Annotated in this window: 10 protein-coding genes; 7 read left to right on the top strand and 3 right to left on the bottom strand. The window is 73.6% G+C overall.

Annotated features, from left to right (window positions below; translation table 11 throughout):
* Window positions 1-53: 53 nt before the first annotated feature.
* From ACFYOB_RS24970 to ACFYOB_RS24960, 3 genes are all read left to right on the top strand, one after another.
* Window positions 54-350 (top strand): DUF2530 domain-containing protein, encoded by a 297-nt coding sequence (locus ACFYOB_RS24970; RefSeq protein ID WP_388562945.1) that lies wholly within the window; start codon window positions 54-56, stop codon window positions 348-350.
* Between the two features lie 102 nt (window positions 351-452).
* Window positions 453-2,906: an HAD-IC family P-type ATPase gene (locus ACFYOB_RS24965; protein WP_388562943.1), complete on the top strand. Its 2,454-nt coding sequence runs from the start codon at window positions 453-455 to the stop codon at window positions 2,904-2,906.
* Between the two features lie 299 nt (window positions 2,907-3,205).
* A complete protein-coding gene (locus ACFYOB_RS24960) occupies window positions 3,206-3,472 on the top strand; it encodes a hypothetical protein (protein WP_388562941.1) in 267 nt (88 codons plus the stop codon).
* 49 nt (window positions 3,473-3,521) lie between these two features.
* Here ACFYOB_RS24960 and ACFYOB_RS24955 read toward each other — a convergent pair whose 3' ends face one another.
* On the bottom strand, window positions 3,522-6,659 hold the full coding sequence (locus ACFYOB_RS24955; protein WP_388562939.1) for a sacsin N-terminal ATP-binding-like domain-containing protein: 3,138 nt from the start codon (window positions 6,657-6,659) through the stop codon (window positions 3,522-3,524).
* Between the two features lie 148 nt (window positions 6,660-6,807).
* Window positions 6,808-7,926: a phosphoserine transaminase gene (gene serC, locus ACFYOB_RS24950; protein WP_388562937.1), complete on the bottom strand. Its 1,119-nt coding sequence runs from the start codon at window positions 7,924-7,926 to the stop codon at window positions 6,808-6,810.
* A gap of 50 nt (window positions 7,927-7,976) precedes the next feature.
* Here serC and ACFYOB_RS24945 point away from each other — a divergent pair, with 50 nt between their 5' ends.
* From ACFYOB_RS24945 to ACFYOB_RS24935, 3 genes are all read left to right on the top strand, one after another.
* Window positions 7,977-10,826 carry an FAD-binding and (Fe-S)-binding domain-containing protein gene (locus ACFYOB_RS24945; protein ID WP_388562935.1) on the top strand — a complete coding sequence of 950 codons (2,850 nt, stop codon included), beginning with the start codon at window positions 7,977-7,979 and terminating at the stop codon, window positions 10,824-10,826.
* 46 nt (window positions 10,827-10,872) lie between these two features.
* Window positions 10,873-11,823 carry a DMT family transporter gene (locus tag ACFYOB_RS24940; RefSeq protein ID WP_388562933.1) on the top strand — a complete coding sequence of 317 codons (951 nt, stop codon included), beginning with the start codon at window positions 10,873-10,875 and terminating at the stop codon, window positions 11,821-11,823.
* A gap of 197 nt (window positions 11,824-12,020) precedes the next feature.
* Window positions 12,021-12,338: a hypothetical protein gene (locus ACFYOB_RS24935; protein WP_388562931.1), complete on the top strand. Its 318-nt coding sequence runs from the start codon at window positions 12,021-12,023 to the stop codon at window positions 12,336-12,338.
* 63 nt (window positions 12,339-12,401) lie between these two features.
* On the opposite strand, the gene ACFYOB_RS24930 is transcribed toward ACFYOB_RS24935, so the two are convergent.
* The gene (locus ACFYOB_RS24930; RefSeq protein ID WP_388562929.1) at window positions 12,402-14,024 is read right to left on the bottom strand and encodes a CocE/NonD family hydrolase; all 1,623 of its coding nucleotides are present in this window, start codon (window positions 14,022-14,024) and stop codon (window positions 12,402-12,404) included.
* A gap of 346 nt (window positions 14,025-14,370) precedes the next feature.
* Between ACFYOB_RS24930 and ACFYOB_RS24925 the strand changes: the two genes are divergently transcribed.
* Window positions 14,371-15,207, top strand: coding sequence for a TIGR03084 family metal-binding protein (locus ACFYOB_RS24925; protein ID WP_388562927.1), 837 nt, complete (start codon window positions 14,371-14,373; stop codon window positions 15,205-15,207).
* Window positions 15,208-15,251: the final 44 nt, after the last annotated feature.

Here is a 15,251-nt window from a genome sequence, read left to right as displayed (position 1 = left end):
GGAGCGTCCATCTCCGCGCGTAGACAGCGAATCCGCGCACCTAGACTTGCCGCATGGCGAAATGGACTGCGAAGCACGAGGCGCCCGAGCCCCTGGAGGGCCCGGTCGTCGCCACCGTCACCGGCGGCACGATCATCTGGTTCGCCATGTTCCTGGTCCAGCTCCCCTTCTACGGCTGGTTCGCCGACCAGGGCATGCTGTGGTGGGTCTGGACCTGCGCGGCCGGCGGCTTCCTCGGTCTGATCGGCATCTGGTACGTACGCGGCCGCGACGCCGCCCTCAAGCGCCACGCGGCGCAGCAGGCTGCCGAGGCCGCGCGGGCGGAGCCGGGACCGCAGGCCGACCAGTAACCGCCCGGGCGCGCTACCGGGGGACGATTCGGGTCATCCTGAGGTCGGATCTTCCGGCTTCTCGGCGGGTGAAGCCCCGGAACCCCGCTTACCGTCGAAAGCATGACGCAGCGGGCGAAGATCGATCAGAACGGGCCGGACCGGGCCGGCCCCGCCATCGACGCGGGGGCCGAGCTCGACCCGGTCCACCCCGTCCGGCCACCCGCGCCGAGGTTCAAGCCCGCCGGGCTGACCACCACCGAGGTCGCCGAGCGCGTCGCGCGCGGTGAGGTCAACGACGTCCCCGTCCGCAGCAGCCGCGCCACCGTCGACATCGTCCGCGGCAACGTCTTCACCCGGTTCAACGCGATCATCGGCGTGCTCTGGGTGATCATGCTCATCGTCGCCCCGATCCAGGACAGCCTCTTCGGCTTCGTGATCGTCGCGAACACCGGCATCGGCATCATCCAGGAACTGCGCGCCAAGAAGACCCTCGACGGTCTCGCCGTCATCGGCGAGGCCAAACCGAGCGTCCGCCGCGACGGCCGGACCGCCGAGATCTCCACCTCCGAGATCGTCCTCGGCGACGTCATCGAACTCGGCCCCGGCGACAAGGTCGTCGTCGACGGATCCGTCGGCGAGGCCGACAACCTGGAGATCGACGAGTCCCTGCTCACCGGCGAGGCCGACCCCGTCCTGAAGAAGCCCGGCGACCAGGTCATGTCCGGCTCCTTCGTCGTCGCCGGCGGCGGCGCCTTCACCGCCACCAAGGTCGGCCGCGAGGCCTACGCCGCCCAGCTGGCCGAAGAGGCCTCCCGCTTCACGCTCGTCCACTCCGAGCTGCGCTCCGGCATCTCCACCATCCTCAAGTACGTCACCTGGATGATGATCCCGACCTCCATCGGCCTCATCATCAGCCAGCTCGTCGTCAAGGAGAACAACCTGGGCGACGCCATCGCCCGCACCGTCGGCGGCATCGTCCCGATGATCCCCGAGGGGCTCGTCCTCCTCACCTCCGTGGCCTTCGCGGTCGGCGTCATCCGGCTCGGCCGCAAGCAGTGCCTGGTCCAGGAGCTGCCCGCCATCGAAGGCCTCGCCCGGGTCGACGTGGTCTGCCTCGACAAGACCGGCACCCTCACCGAGGGCGGCATGGACGTCACCGAGCTCCGCGCGCTCGGCGGCACGGACCCGGCGTACGTCAAGAAGGTGCTCGGCGCCCTCGGCGAGTCCGACCCCCGTCCCAACGCCAGCCTCCAGGCGATCATCGACGCCTACCCCGACAGTGCGGAGTGGCGCTGCACCGAGTCGCTGCCGTTCTCCTCCGCCCGCAAGTACAGCGGCGCCAGCTTCAGCGAGGGCGACGGCGAGAACAACACCTGGCTGCTCGGTGCCCCCGACGTGCTCCTCCCGGCCGGGGACCCGGCCCTCGACGAGATCAGCGGCCTCAACGAGCAGGGCCTGCGGGTCCTCCTGCTGGCCCGTTCCGCCCGCGAGCTGGACGACGCGGCCGTCGCCACCGCCGTCCGGCCGACCGCCCTGGTCGTCCTGGAGCAGCGGCTGCGCCCCGAGGCCGCCGACACCCTGCGCTACTTCGACGACCAGGACGTCAAGGCCAAGGTCATCTCAGGAGACAACGCCGTCTCCGTCGGCGCGGTCGCGGGAAAGCTCGGCCTGCCGGGCGCGGAGAACACCGTCGATGCCCGCAGGCTCCCCGCCGAACGGGCCGACATGGTCACGGTCCTCGACGAGAACTCCGTCTTCGGGCGCGTCACCCCGCAGCAGAAGCGGGACATGGTCGGCGCGCTCCAGTCCAAGGGCCACACGGTCGCGATGACCGGCGACGGCGTCAACGACGTGCTCGCCCTCAAGGACGCCGACATCGGCGTGTCCATGGGCTCCGGCTCCGAGGCCACCCGCGCCGTCGCCCAGATCGTCCTCCTCAACAACAGCTTCTCCACCCTCCCCGCGGTGGTCGCCGAAGGCCGCCGGGTCATCGGGAACATCACCCGCGTGGCCACCCTCTTCCTCACGAAGACGGTCTACTCGGTGCTGCTGGCCATCCTGGTGGTCTGTTCGCAGGTCGAGTACCCGTTCCTACCCCGCCACCTGACGCTGCTGTCCACGCTCACCATCGGCATCCCGGCCTTCTTCCTGGCCCTGGCCCCGAACAAGGAGCGGGCGCGGCCGCACTTCGTGAAACGCGTCATGCGGTACGCGATCCCGGGCGGGGCGATCGCGGGGACCGCCACCTTCGTGACGTACCTGATCGCCCGCCACTACTACACCGGCCCCGACTCCCTCAAGGCCGAGACAAGTGCGGCGACCCTCACGCTGTTCCTGACCTCGATGTGGGTCCTGGCGATCATCGCCCGCCCGTACACGTGGTGGCGCGTCGGACTGGTCGGCGCGATGGGCGGCGCGTTCCTGATCGTGCTGGTCGTGCCGTGGCTCCAGGACTTCTTCCAGCTCAAGCTGGAGGGCGTGACGATGCCGTGGATCGCGGTGGCCGTCGCCGCGGGCGCCGCGGCCCTGATCGAGTTCACCTTCAGGTGGGTGAACCGTAGGTTCCCCGCCTAGCGACCGCGATGCGTACGCGCCGCGCCGTAACGCCCGGCCGGTGTGCGGTTGCCGTGCGTGTGATCAAAGCCTGGCAGCGGGGGCAGCCGGGAGGGATCAGGCGATGGGCCGGCTCTGGGACACGTACACGGGTACCAGGTACCCGGCATCGGTGTCATGCCGCTGCCCGCCATGGAGGTCCGGGACGCGCTGCTCGCGTAGCTCGCGCTGAACGGGCCGGACGTGCGGTTCGTCGTGCGCGACGGCACCCCGAAGGCAGGCGCCGACCTCGTGGCGGACTGCCGGTCCGGGAGGTGGACGTGACCCTCAAGATCCGCATGCGCCTGGTCACCGCCAAGCGCGAGGTGCGCGCCCCCGACGAGCGGTGGGAGCCGTCGCACGAGTCCGGGCGGCAGTACTCCCGCGTGCCGGGGATGGCGGTGTACAAGCAGTGGGATGCCAGGAAGGGGCCGGACGGCCGCCGGGCCGAAACGTTCCGCTTCGACACACGGGATGTGAAGGATCCCCTGCGGAACACGCTCCTCGCCGCGGGATGGACCTGGCGCGGAGTCGTGTTCGCTCTCTGACCGGCCCGCCGGGGTCTCCCGGGGCGGGCCGGCCAGAGCGACGGGCGCCCTAGTCGAACCAGCGGTCGCGCGCCAGTTCCGCAGTGCGGGACGGGTCCTCCAGGAGGGCCGCCACCTCGAAGCGGCGGGGCCACTGGCCCGCCGACCAGGCCAGGCCCGCCGCGACGCCCTCCAGGGTGGAGGCGTGAAGGGTGCCGTCGGGGGTGCGGCGCCAGTCCAGTTCGGTGCCCCCCGCGATCAGTTCCTCGTGCTCGATGTAGGTGTACGGGGTCGAGGGGCCCAGCAGGATGCGGACCGGCTCCGGGACCTCGTGCTCCTCGCCCGGCGTGGTCACCTCGGCCGGAACGGTCTCCGAGAGCCGCCGGACCTGGAGGAGGTCCGCCAGGTCGGCCGCCCGGGACGGGGTGACCGGCAGGAGCGGCAGCCCCACCGTCAGCGGGAGCAGGTCCGGGGCGTCGGCGATGACCGCGTCCGCCGCGTCCACCACGCGGACCTCGCCGTCCACCACCGCACGCAGTTCGTCCGGCAGCGTGACCTGCTCGGGGTCCAGGTCCGCCAGCGCGGCGTACAGGCCGTGCAGCTGGCGGCCCGTCACCTCGCGGTCCGGGTCGGCGAGGCGGCCCAGGAGCTCGGCCGCGCCGCCCGGCTCGTCCAGCAGGGCCGCCACGGTGGTCCGTACACCCAGGGCCCGCAGCACCTGCTCGTCCTCGAAGCCGGTCGCGTCCGCCGAGGTGTAGAGGCCCTCCAGCAGCGGATCGCCGCCCGCCGCGCGCAGGCCCGCCGGGCGGCGCCCGTCGAGCACCGGGTGGTCGCGCAGCCACCACGCGGTGTACGGGCGCACGGACTGCGTGGTGCCGTCCGGGAGGAGGATGCGCACGGGCTGGGTCAGGGCGTCACGCAGCGGCGGCTGCGCCAGCATGGCCAGGGCCTGGGGCCAGCAGTCGTCGTCGACCAGGTCGAGGTCGCGCACGGCGACGAGCTCGGTCGCCACCGGCGGCACCGGGGTGTCCGGCAGCTGGTCAAGTAGGTCCTCGCACCAGACGTCCACCGCGTCGAGCAGGCCCGCGTCGTCGGGCTCGGCGAAGTCCCCGTCGCGCGGCTCCAGTTCGTCCGGGTCCAGGACCACGTCGGTGGCGCGCACCAGCTGGAAGGCGGCCAGCACCCCGCAGGCGGTGAGGGTGTCCGCGTCCCACCGGGAGGCCAGTTCGGCGTCCACGTACGGGATCTCGTCCTCGCGGATGACCGAGGCGAGCGGCGATCCGGGCAGCAGCAGTTCGCCCGCCGGGGTCAGCTCCCCCTCCTCGTCCGGGAGGGCCAGCGCCCCCAGCCAGGGCTCGTCGCCCGGGCTCAGGTCGGCGTCGCGGACCAGGCCCAGGACGACGTCGGCCAGTTCCTCCGGGTCCAGCGCGTCCTCGTCCCAGATCTCGCCCGCGTCCATCGATCCGGCGACGGCGGCCCGGACCTGCGGGGTCGTGAGCACCGCGCGCGGCGTCGCGGGGAGCGCCCCGAGCTTCTCCAGCAGCGGGTGCGCCGCGTCCGGGTGGGCCACCTTCAGCCCCAGCCGGGCCAGGTCCGCGGGGGTGTCCGCATACGGGAGCAGGACGTGGCGCGGCCCGATCGTCGTACGGTTGTCGGCCAGCGGCACGGGAAGCCCGGACAGCCGGTCGGGGTCGACCCCGGCGAGGCTGTCGTAGAGCCGGTGCCACCAGTCGGGGGTCCGCTCGATGCCCGCGATCCGCTCGATGGCATCGCCCAGCGGCAGCCGGCCCACGCCCAGGGTGCGCAGCTCGGGGCGGCGCTCCAGACCGGCCGGGAGCAGGGTCGGCAGGACCTCGGCGAGGACCCGTACGGTATCGGCGCCCGCGCCCTCCACGACCTCGGCCTCGAAGGGGCGCAGGGCGTTGCGCTCCTCCGCGTGCTCGGGCGGCGCGGCGGGGGCGAGGAAGGCCGTACGGGGCAGCCGCTGGAGGACGGCAGCGCGCAGGGCCCCGTCCAGTTCGCCCTTGCCGAGCGGGCCGGGCACCAGGTCCACGAGGGAGGTGGACACCGGGTCCCAGGCACCGAGGAGTTCGGCGTACGCGTCGGCGGCGCGCTCCACGAGGAAGTCGGTCAGCGGCCCCGGCGCGGGATGCCGGCGGGAGGTGTCCAGCGGCAGGGTCGCGATGAGCAGGGCCGGGATGCCCAGCGGCTCGTCGGTCGGGGTCGGGGCGTGGACCACGGGCGCGGTGGCCGGGTACAGCGGGGCGCCGTCGGTGTCGACGGGCACCGCCCAGGACACCGACCAGGTGGGCCGCAGCCGCTCCTCCACGGGCCGGTCGGCGAGCAGGGCCCGCTCGATGGGGCCGCCGTGGCGGACGGTGCGCCAGCGGTTCGTCCCCGACCGGGAGTCCTCGATGACGGTGTACGGGCCCTCGTCGCGCCGGTACAGGGTGCGGACGCTGCCGGCCCTGCCGTCCGACGGCGTCTCGATGACGACCTCGCACAGCCCGGGCAGGGTGAGCAGCAGGGCGTCGTCGACGGCGGCGAGGAGCCGCTCCACCAGGTCCTCGGCGGCGGCGTCGCGCAGCGGGAGGACGACCACGGTGTCGTAGCCCTCGGGCGCGCTGCCCTGGGCGGGCAGCGGGAGCCGCAGCAGGGGGACGTGGCCGTCGCGGCGGCGCAGCTCGTCGCCGAGGCCGGGGCTGCCGACGGCGGCTTCGCGGGCCAGCTCGCGGGCCTCGGCCAGGGACCAGCGGACGCCGCCGTGGCGGCCGAGCACCGCGGGTTCGTCACAGACGGCGAGGACGGCGGCGAAACCGACGCCGAAGCGGCCGACGGTGTCGCCCGAGCCGGCCCCGGATTCGCGCTTGGCGGAGGCGCGCAGGGTACTCAGGGACTCCACGCCCGTGGCGTCGAGCGGGGCGCCGGTGTTGGCGACGGCCAGCACCGCGTGCCCGCCTTCGCCGGGGTGCAGGGTGAGCCGCATCCGGCCCGGTACCCCGGCCCGGGCCGCGGCGTCGGCGGCGTTCTGCGCCAGCTCGACGACGAGCCGGTCGCGGTAGCCGCCGAGGGCCAGGTCCTCCTCGGCGTTGGCGTCCTCGCGGAACCGGGCCGGGCCCGCGCCCCAGGAGTCGAGCACCCCGCGCCGCAGCCGGGCCGTGCCGAAGGGGTCCACACCGCTCTGGGCCGCCGTCACTCGCACGCTCACGCCGCTGCCTCCAAGAATTGCCGTACCCGAACTCCAGAAGGTAGCGCGTGCGGGGCCACGTCCTCCCGGTGAGGTGGGCGGACATCACCGCGCCGGTACGACGGAACCCCCGGTGACGAGAGGTCACCGGGGGCTCCGAGCGGGACTGCTAGAGCTTCTCGATCACGTAGTCGATGCAGGCGGTCAGCGCCTGCACGTCCGCCGGGTCGATCGCCGGGAACATCGCGATGCGGAGCTGGTTGCGGCCGAGCTTGCGGTACGGCTCGGTGTCCACGATCCCGTTGGCGCGCAGCACCTTGGCCACGGCCGCCGCGTCGATGTCGTCCGAGAAGTCGATCGTGCCGATGACGGCGGAGCGCTTGTCGGCGTCCACGACGAACGGGGTCGCGTACTTCGAGGCCTCGGCCCAGCCGTACAGGTTGCGCGCGCTGGCCGCCGTACGGCCGGTCGTGAACTCCAGACCGCCCTGGCCGTTCATCCACTCCAGCTGCTCGTTCAGCAGGAAGAGGGTCGACAGTGCCGGGGTGTTGTACGTCTGGTTCTTCAGCGAGTTGTCGATCGCCGTCGGCAGCGAGAAGAACTCCGGGATGTGCCGGCCGGAGTCGTGCACGCGCTGCGCGCGCTCCAGGGCGGCCGGGGAGAACGCGGCCAGCCACAGGCCGCCGTCCGAGGCGAAGGACTTCTGCGGGGCGAAGTAGTAGACGTCGGTCTCGGTGATGTCCACCGGCAGGCCGCCGGCGCCCGAGGTCGCGTCCACCAGTACGAGGGACCCGGCATCGGCGCCCGCGACGCGCTTGACCGGCGCCGCGACACCCGTCGAGGTCTCGTTGTGGGTGTACGCGTACACGTCCACGCCCGCCTCGGCGAGCGGCTCGGGGTGCGTGCCCGGCTCCGAGGAGATCACGGACGGCGTGTCCAGCCACGGCGCGAGCTTCGCGGCCTTGGCGAACTTGGAGGAGAACTCGCCGAAGGTGAGGTGCTGGGACTTCTGCTCGATCAGCCCGTGGGTCGCGATGTCCCAGAAGGCGGTGGAGCCGCCGTTGCCCAGGATCACCTCGTAGCCCTCGGGGAGGGAGAAGAGGTCCCGGAGCCCCTGGCGCACCGAGCCGACCAGGTTCTTGACCGGGGCCTGGCGGTGCGAGGTTCCGAGCAGGGAGGTTCCGGTGGCGGCGAGGGCGTCCAGCGCCTCGGTCCGCACCTTGGAGGGGCCCGCGCCGAAGCGTCCGTCGGCGGGCTTGATGTCAGCGGGAATCTGGATCTCAGCCACGAGCGGAGCGTATCGGGTCCAGGTCCACGTCTCGGAGCCGCGTCCACCCGATGAGACGCAACCGACGGTGGGAGGCTGGGGGCGTGACGTCACCCGGGGAACTCGAACGGACATTGCGGGCGGGGCTGCGAGGCGAGGTGGACTTCGGGGCCGCGGCGCGGGCGCTGGTGACCATGGACGCCTCCAACTACCGGCGCGTCCCGGTGGGCGTGGTGGCCCCGCGCGACGCCGAGGACGTGGCGGCCGCCCTGCGCGTGTGCGCCGACGCCGGGGTACCGGTCGTCCCGCGCGGCGGCGGGACCTCCATCGCCGGGCAGGCGACGGGGACGGGGGTGGTGCTCGACCTCACCCGGCACATGAACGCCCTGGTGTCGGTCGACCCGGCCGCGCGCACCGCCGTGGTCCAGCCCGGGCTGGTGCTCGACCGGCTGCGGGACGCGGTGCGCCCGTACGGGCTGACCTTCGGGCCGGACCCCTCCACGCACTCCCGCTGCACCCTCGGCGGCATGATCGGAAACAACGCGTGCGGCGCCCATTCGGTGGCCTGGGGGACCACCGCCGACAACGTGGCCGTGCTGGCGGTGACGGCGTACGGGGGCTCCTCGTACCGGATCGGGACCGGCTGGGCAGGGGCCCCGGCGGGGCTGCGGGAGCTGGTCGACGGGAACCTGGCCCTCCTGCGCACGGGGATGGGCGGCGGCCCGGGCGGCTCGGGCGGCTTCTCGCGGCGGATCTCCGGCTACGGCGGGCTGGACGCCCTGCTTCCCGAGCGGGGGGTAGAAGTGGCCCGGGCCTTCTGCGGGAGCGAGGGCACGCTCGGGGTGGTGACCGAGGCCATGGTGCGCCTGGTGGAGGCGCCGCGCGCGCCGGTGCTCGCGGTGCTCGGGTACGCGGACGAGACCGCGGCGGCGGACGCGGCGGCCGGGTTGCTCCCGTACCGCCCGCTGACCGTGGAGGGGATGGCGGAAGACCTGGTCAGGGGGGTGGGCGGGCTGCCGCGGGGCGGGGCGTGGCTGTTCGTCGAGATGGCCGACGAGGGCGGCGCGCGGGCGCTCGTACGGGGCGCTGACGCGCTCGACGCGGTGGTGGTCACGGACCCGGCGGGGCAGCGGGCCCTGTGGCGGATCCGGGAGGACGCGGCGGGCACGGCGACGCGGCTGCCGGGAGGGGAGATGGCCTGGCCGGGGTGGGAGGACTGCGCGGTGCCGCCGGCCCGGCTGGGGGCGTACCTGCGGGAGTTCCGCGCCCTGCTGGCGGCGCACGGGCTGCGCGGATCGCCGTACGGGCACTTCGGTGAGGGCTGCGTCCACGTACGGATCGACTTCGACCTGGCGTCGGCGGACGGCGTGGTCCGCTTCCGGGCCTTCTCGTCCGACATGGCGGACCTGGTCGTCGCCCACGGCGGCTCGCTGTCGGGGGAGCACGGGGACGGGCAGGCGCGGGCGGAGCTGCTGCCGAGGATGTACGGGCATGACGTGGTCCGGCTCTTCGGCGCGTACAAGGACGTGTGGGACCCGGCGGGCGGGATGAACCCGGGGATGCTGGTCCGGCCGGGCCGCCTGGACGAGAACCTCCGCTTCGCCGTGCTGCCGCAGACCTCCTTCGCGGGTGAGGTCGCCCGGTGCGTCGGCGTCGCGAAGTGCCGTTCCTCGGACGTGGGCGGGCCGGGGGTGATGTGCCCGTCGTACCGGGCCACGGGGGAGGAGCGGCACTCCACGCGGGGCCGGGCCCGGCTGCTGCACGAGATGCTGGCCGGGGAGGTCGTGCGGGACGGCTGGCGGTCGGCGGAGGTCGCCGAGGCGCTGGACCTGTGCCTGGGCTGCAAGGGGTGCCTCAGCGACTGCCCGGTGGGCGTGGACATGGCCTCGTACAAGTCGGAGTTCCTGCACCGCCACTGGGCGGGCCGCGTCCGTCCGCTCGCCCACTACACGCTGGGCGGCCTGCCCCGGTGGCTCCGCCTGATCGCCGCGCTGCGGATGGCGGGCGTCGTAAACGCGGCGGGACGGCTGCTCCCGGTGCCGGGCGTGGCGCGGGAACGGGCGCTGCCGGCACTGGCGGCCGAGCCGTTCACCCGCTGGTGGCCGACCGGTGCTGCGGCGCGGGTCCGGGCAGAGCCCGGAAGCCGCCTGCAGGGCACCGCACCCACGGCAGCCCCTACGGCCACCCCCACGGCCACCCCCACCGTCACCCTCTGGCCCGACACGTTCACGGAGTACTTGGCTCCCGAGGCCGGCCGCGCAGCCGTACGGGTCCTGCGGGCCGCCGGCCTGGAGGTATCCGTCCCCCGCGGCAGCCGGCCGTGCTGCGGTCTGACCTACCTCTCCACCGGCCGCCTGGACCGCGCCCGCAAGGTCCTCCACCGCACCCTGGACGCCGTGGGCGACGTACGCGCACCCGTGCTGGTCCTGGAACCCAGCTGCGCCGCGGCCCTGCGCACGGACCTCCCCGCGCTCCTCCCCGACGACCCCCGCGCGGCGCGCCTCGCGGCAGCCGTCCGCACCTTCGCCGAGACGCTGGAGGAGTACGCCCCGGCCTGGCAACCGCCGCGCCTGGACCGGGCGGTGGTCGGCCAGACCCACTGCCACCAGCACGCGGTGCTCGGCGATGCCGCCGACCGGCGGCTGCGCGAGCGCGCGGGCCTGGTGGGCGAGCTCAGCGGCGGCTGCTGCGGCCTGGCCGGGAACTTCGGCTTCGAGCCGGGCCACCACGAGGTGTCGGTGGCGTGCGCGGAGGAGCAGCTCCTCCCGTCGCTGCGCGCGGCCCCGCGGGACGCAGCCGTCCAGGCCGACGGGTTCTCCTGCCGTACCCAGATCGCCCAACTCGGCGGGGTGCGGGCCCGCCACCTGGCGGAACTCCTGGCGGACGGCCTGGCAGAAGACCTCGCGGCGGAGAGCCTGTAAGGCAACGGATGCGGGATCACTCCTTACGGGCCCGTAATCTGGATGAATGACCGCACCGACCGCACCGTCCTCCCCTTCCCCGACCACGACCGTGCCCGTGTCGGCCACAGCCCCCCTCGCCGCGCCCCCCGCGGGACGCGCCCCCGCCCGCTTCGGGCCCGTCGCGCTGGTGATCTCGGCGGGGGTCTCGGTGCAGTTCGGCGCGGCCCTCGCGGTCATGGTCATGCCGAGGGTCGGGGCGGCGGGCGTGGTCACCCTGCGCCTCGCGGCCGCCGCGGTCGTGCTGCTGCTCCTGTGCCGCCCCAAGGTCCGCGGCTACGTCCGGGCCGACTGGGGCACGGTCGTCGCCTTCGGCGTGGCCATGGCGGGCATGAACGGCCTCTTCTACCAGGCCATCGACCGCATCCCGCTCGGCCCGGCCGTCACCCTTGAGGTGCTGGGGCCGCTCGCCCTCTCGGTCGTCGTCTCCCGGCGCCTGGTGAACCTGCTGTGGGCGGGCCTGGCCCTGGCCGGTGTCGTGCTGCTGTCCAGCCACGGCGGGGGCGGCTTCGGCGGTCTCGACCCGCTGGGCGCGGCCTTCGCGCTCGGGGCGGGCGCGATGTGGGCGGCGTACATCGTGTTCAGCGCGCGTACGGGCCGCCGCTTCCCGCAGGCCGACGGCCTGGCCCTGGCGATGGCGGTGGCCGCGGTGCTCTCGCTGCCGCTGGGCATCGTCGAAGCCGGCTCCGACCTGCTGGTCCCGAGCACCCTCGCGCTGGGTGCCGGTGTGGCCGTGCTGTCCTCCGTGCTCCCGTACACCCTGGAACTCCTTGCCCTGCGGCGGCTCCCGGCCCCGACCTTCGCGATCCTGATGAGCCTGGAGCCGGCCATCGCGGCCACCGCGGGCTTCCTCGTGCTGAACCAGGCCATGTCCGCGCTGGACGCCGTGGCCATCGCGCTGGTGATCGCGGCCAGCATGGGCGCGGTCCGCTCGCAGACCCGGAAGCGGACCGCCTGACGATCGGCGTGACCAGCGCGCATTGAACGCGTTCAGGCAGAAGCATTGAACATGTTCAACTCTACTGGCAGTATCCCGGCAGGGGCCGCTGCGCCGCAGTGCAGTGGTGGGTGCGGCCGTGCCCTCCCCCGTCACGGGTCGGTTCAGGCCGGTCCGAGCCGGCTCAAGCCCAGAAAGAGTGCGACATGATCTTCTTTTTGCTCATCTTCCTGGCTGTGGGCTTCTTCCTCTCTGTGGTGCCGGCCGGCGTCCTCGGGTGCGTCTTCGTCCTGGTCAGCCGTCGGCTGTCACTGGTGGCCAGGATTCCGCTGCTGGTGGCTCTTGCGGTGGGGTCGGGAGTGGCATGGCACGCCATCTTGCCGGCCGACAACTGGTGGCGGCCGATCGTCATGCTGCTGTCGTTCACGGCGACGCTCGTGACGGGAACCGTGTCCCTCTTTGTGGGCGAGGCCCTTCGGCGGCGCCGCCGCGTGCCCCAGTTCCCTCCCCCGGTCTGGCCCGCCCGTCGCCCCTGAAGCCGTACGCCCGCCCCGCCGGCCACGGGGGACCGGCGGGGCGGGCGTACACCCCTCAGCCGGTCAGCCGAGCGGCAGGTCCAGGTACGAGGGCGTCGCCTCCGGTGAGGTGAACGCCAGCGTCGCCCGCGGCAGGTTGGTGTCGCCGTAGAAGGGGTCGCGGGCGTCGATCACCAGCATCAGCCGGTTGCCGCGCTGGACGTCGTACGCCGTGGCCTGGAGCTCGATGTCCGCTCTGATCAGGCTGTCGGGCGCCGATTCGAGGTCGGAGTACGGGGCGTGCGTGACGATGTGGGCCGAGCCGTCGGGCGCCGTGTCGAGGAGGTAGGCGACGAAGCTGGACCCGGGGTTGGCCGCCCGGTACGTCACGCGCAGTTTCGGTGTGCCGCGCAGCCGGGTGGTCTCCGGGGCCGGGGCCGATGCCCACACCGCGGCGACGGAGCGGTCGATGTCGCCCGTCGGGTAGACCTTCGGCCGGCCGGCCATCTCCGCGTAGCCGGCCGTGACGACCGCGTCGGCGACGGTCGCCGTGGTGTCCACCCCGCACACCACGGTCGCGGTCCAGCCGGCCTCCGGCTCCTCCGCCAGTTCCCCGCCGTCCGCCAGGTGCAGCCGGTGTATGTGCTCGGTGAGGGAGGGCCAGGTCGGGCGCGGTTCGAGGGTCTTGTTCCACATCACCTCGCTGAGCACCTGGCCCTCGTCGGCGATGCCGTTGTCGATGCCCTTGAGGTGGTGGTCGAACCAGCGGTGGGCGTCCGTCCAGATCCGGTTGGGCAGGCCGAGCATGCCGGACGACTCGGGCCCGGAGTGGTCGCCGATGGACAGGACCAGGCGCTTGGGGCCGGTCAGCTCGTTGAACATCTTCAGGGTCTGGTTGGGCGGGAAGAGCGTCTCGTGCCAGGCGTGCGCGTAGAAGACGGGCACCTCACGCCGGTTGAGCTCCTTGACGTGCGTGAAGGGCGAGCGCAGCTCCGCCCAGGCCAGGGTGCCCGGCACGTCGCGACCGGCGAGGACGTTGTCGAACACGCTCTGCGTCTGCGGGCTCAGCCGCGCTTTCGCGGCGGCCTTGAGCAGGGCCCGTACGGCTTCGACGTGGCGCGTGGAGTTCTCGTAGAACGCCTCCCCGAGATCGCCCCAGCTGCTGAGCGCGACCACCGCGTCGACCCGGGTGTCGTGCGCGGCGACCAGCTGGCTGATGCCCGAGCCGTACGAGTCCCCGAGGAAGCCGATCCCCGTCACCGGCCCGGAGCTGCGCTCGACGAGGTGGTCCAGGGCGCGGCTGCCGTCGGCGACGTCGAGCGGGCCCGCCACCTCCACCTGGCCCTCGGAGGCGGCGAAGCCGCGGGTGGTGTAGGCGAGGACGTCGTAGCCGCGGGCCGCGAAGACGGTGGCCTGGACGGCGTAGACGAGCCAGCCCAGGCTGGTCCAGGGCGAGGGCATCACGATCAGCGGGCGCGGCTGTATCCCGGTGTGGCGCCAGAGCGCGGCGTCGAGCAGGTCCCCGTCGGCGCCGGTCACCTTGCCGCGGGTGAAGACGGCGACGGAGCGGAGCTCGGCGACCTCGGCGGCGCGGGCGGGGGCGAGGCCGGTGACGTCGCCGCTCTCCAGGGCGGTGACGAAGGCGCCGAGGGAGGTCGCGTCGAGTTCGGGATAGAGGGAGGAGGGGGTTCGGGCGGCTTGGGTCACGTCTGCTCATCCTCTTCGTCGTCTGCGTCGAGTGACATGAACGTGCTTGCGAGCGCGATCGAGGTCGCGTGTTCGCCCGGGCCCGGAGCGGAACGTCCAGTATCGACGGGACATCCGGTGACGTTTCGCGAGTTTCCGGCTTACGGCCTGAATCGCCCCCTGCGTACCGGACGGGAGCGGCGCCGCCAGACCAGCCCTCTTCGCGATCGGTGTCAACTGCCCTTGTCGGGAGCCGGGTTGGCGTGGGTGGCGGGAACGCGCCGCCCTCGGTCAAATCATGCAAGCATGCTTGATTGTTTTCGTGGAGGCTGCCAGTCTTCCCCTCACGCCGAGAGGGGAGCACGCCGTGCCCGATCCGTCCGCCGTCGATGCCACTGCCGCAGCCGCCGCCGCAGCCACTGTCGCCGTCTTCGCCGATCTGCGCGATGAAGGCCTTGAACTGGACGCCTTGGTGGCGGAGTTGCCGGTGCCCGACTGGGCCCTGCCCACCCCCGCGCCGGGCTGGAGCGTCGCCCACCAGATCGCCCACCTGCACTGGACGGACCGGGCCGCACTGCTCTCCCTCACCGACGCCGACGGCTTCGGCCGCATGGTCGAGGAGGCCCTGAAGGCCCCCGACTCGTTCGTCGACGAAGGCGCGGAGGAGGGCGCGGGGCTGCCGCCCGCCGAGCTGCTCGCCCGCTGGCGCTCCGCGCGCGCCGCCCTCGGCGAAGCCCTCGCCGCGGCCTCGCCTGACACCCGCTTCCCCTGGTACGGGCCGCCGATGAAGGCCGCCTCCATGGCCAGCGCCCGGCTCATGGAGACCTGGGCGCACGGCCAGGACGTCGCCGACGCGCTCGGCGTCCGCCGCACCCCGACCGCCCGGCTGCGGCACGTGGCCCGGATCGGCGTACGGGCCCGCGACTACGCCTACGCCGTACACGGACTGCCCGCGCCCGCCGAGGAGTTCCGGGTGGAGCTGACCGCCCCCGACGGCACGGGCGTGTGGGCGTACGGCCCACCGGACGCCCCGCAGCGGATCACGGGCCCGGCGCTCGACTTCTGCCTCCTGGTGACCCAGCGGGCCCACCGCGCCGACCTGGCCCTGTCCGCGACCGGCGACGACGCGGACCGCTGGCTCGGCATCGCCCAGGCCTTCGCGGGCCCGGCGGGGCCCGGCCGCGAGCCGGGAGCCTCGCGGTGACCCGCCGTCCGCTGCGCGTCGCCAACGCGTCCGGCTTCTACGGG

This window comes from Streptomyces sp. NPDC006463, from assembly GCF_042870715.1.
GTDB lineage: Bacteria > Actinomycetota > Actinomycetes > Streptomycetales > Streptomycetaceae > Streptomyces.
The sequence above is the reverse complement of the archived record's forward strand: the minus strand, read 5'-3'. Positions and strand labels throughout refer to the sequence as shown.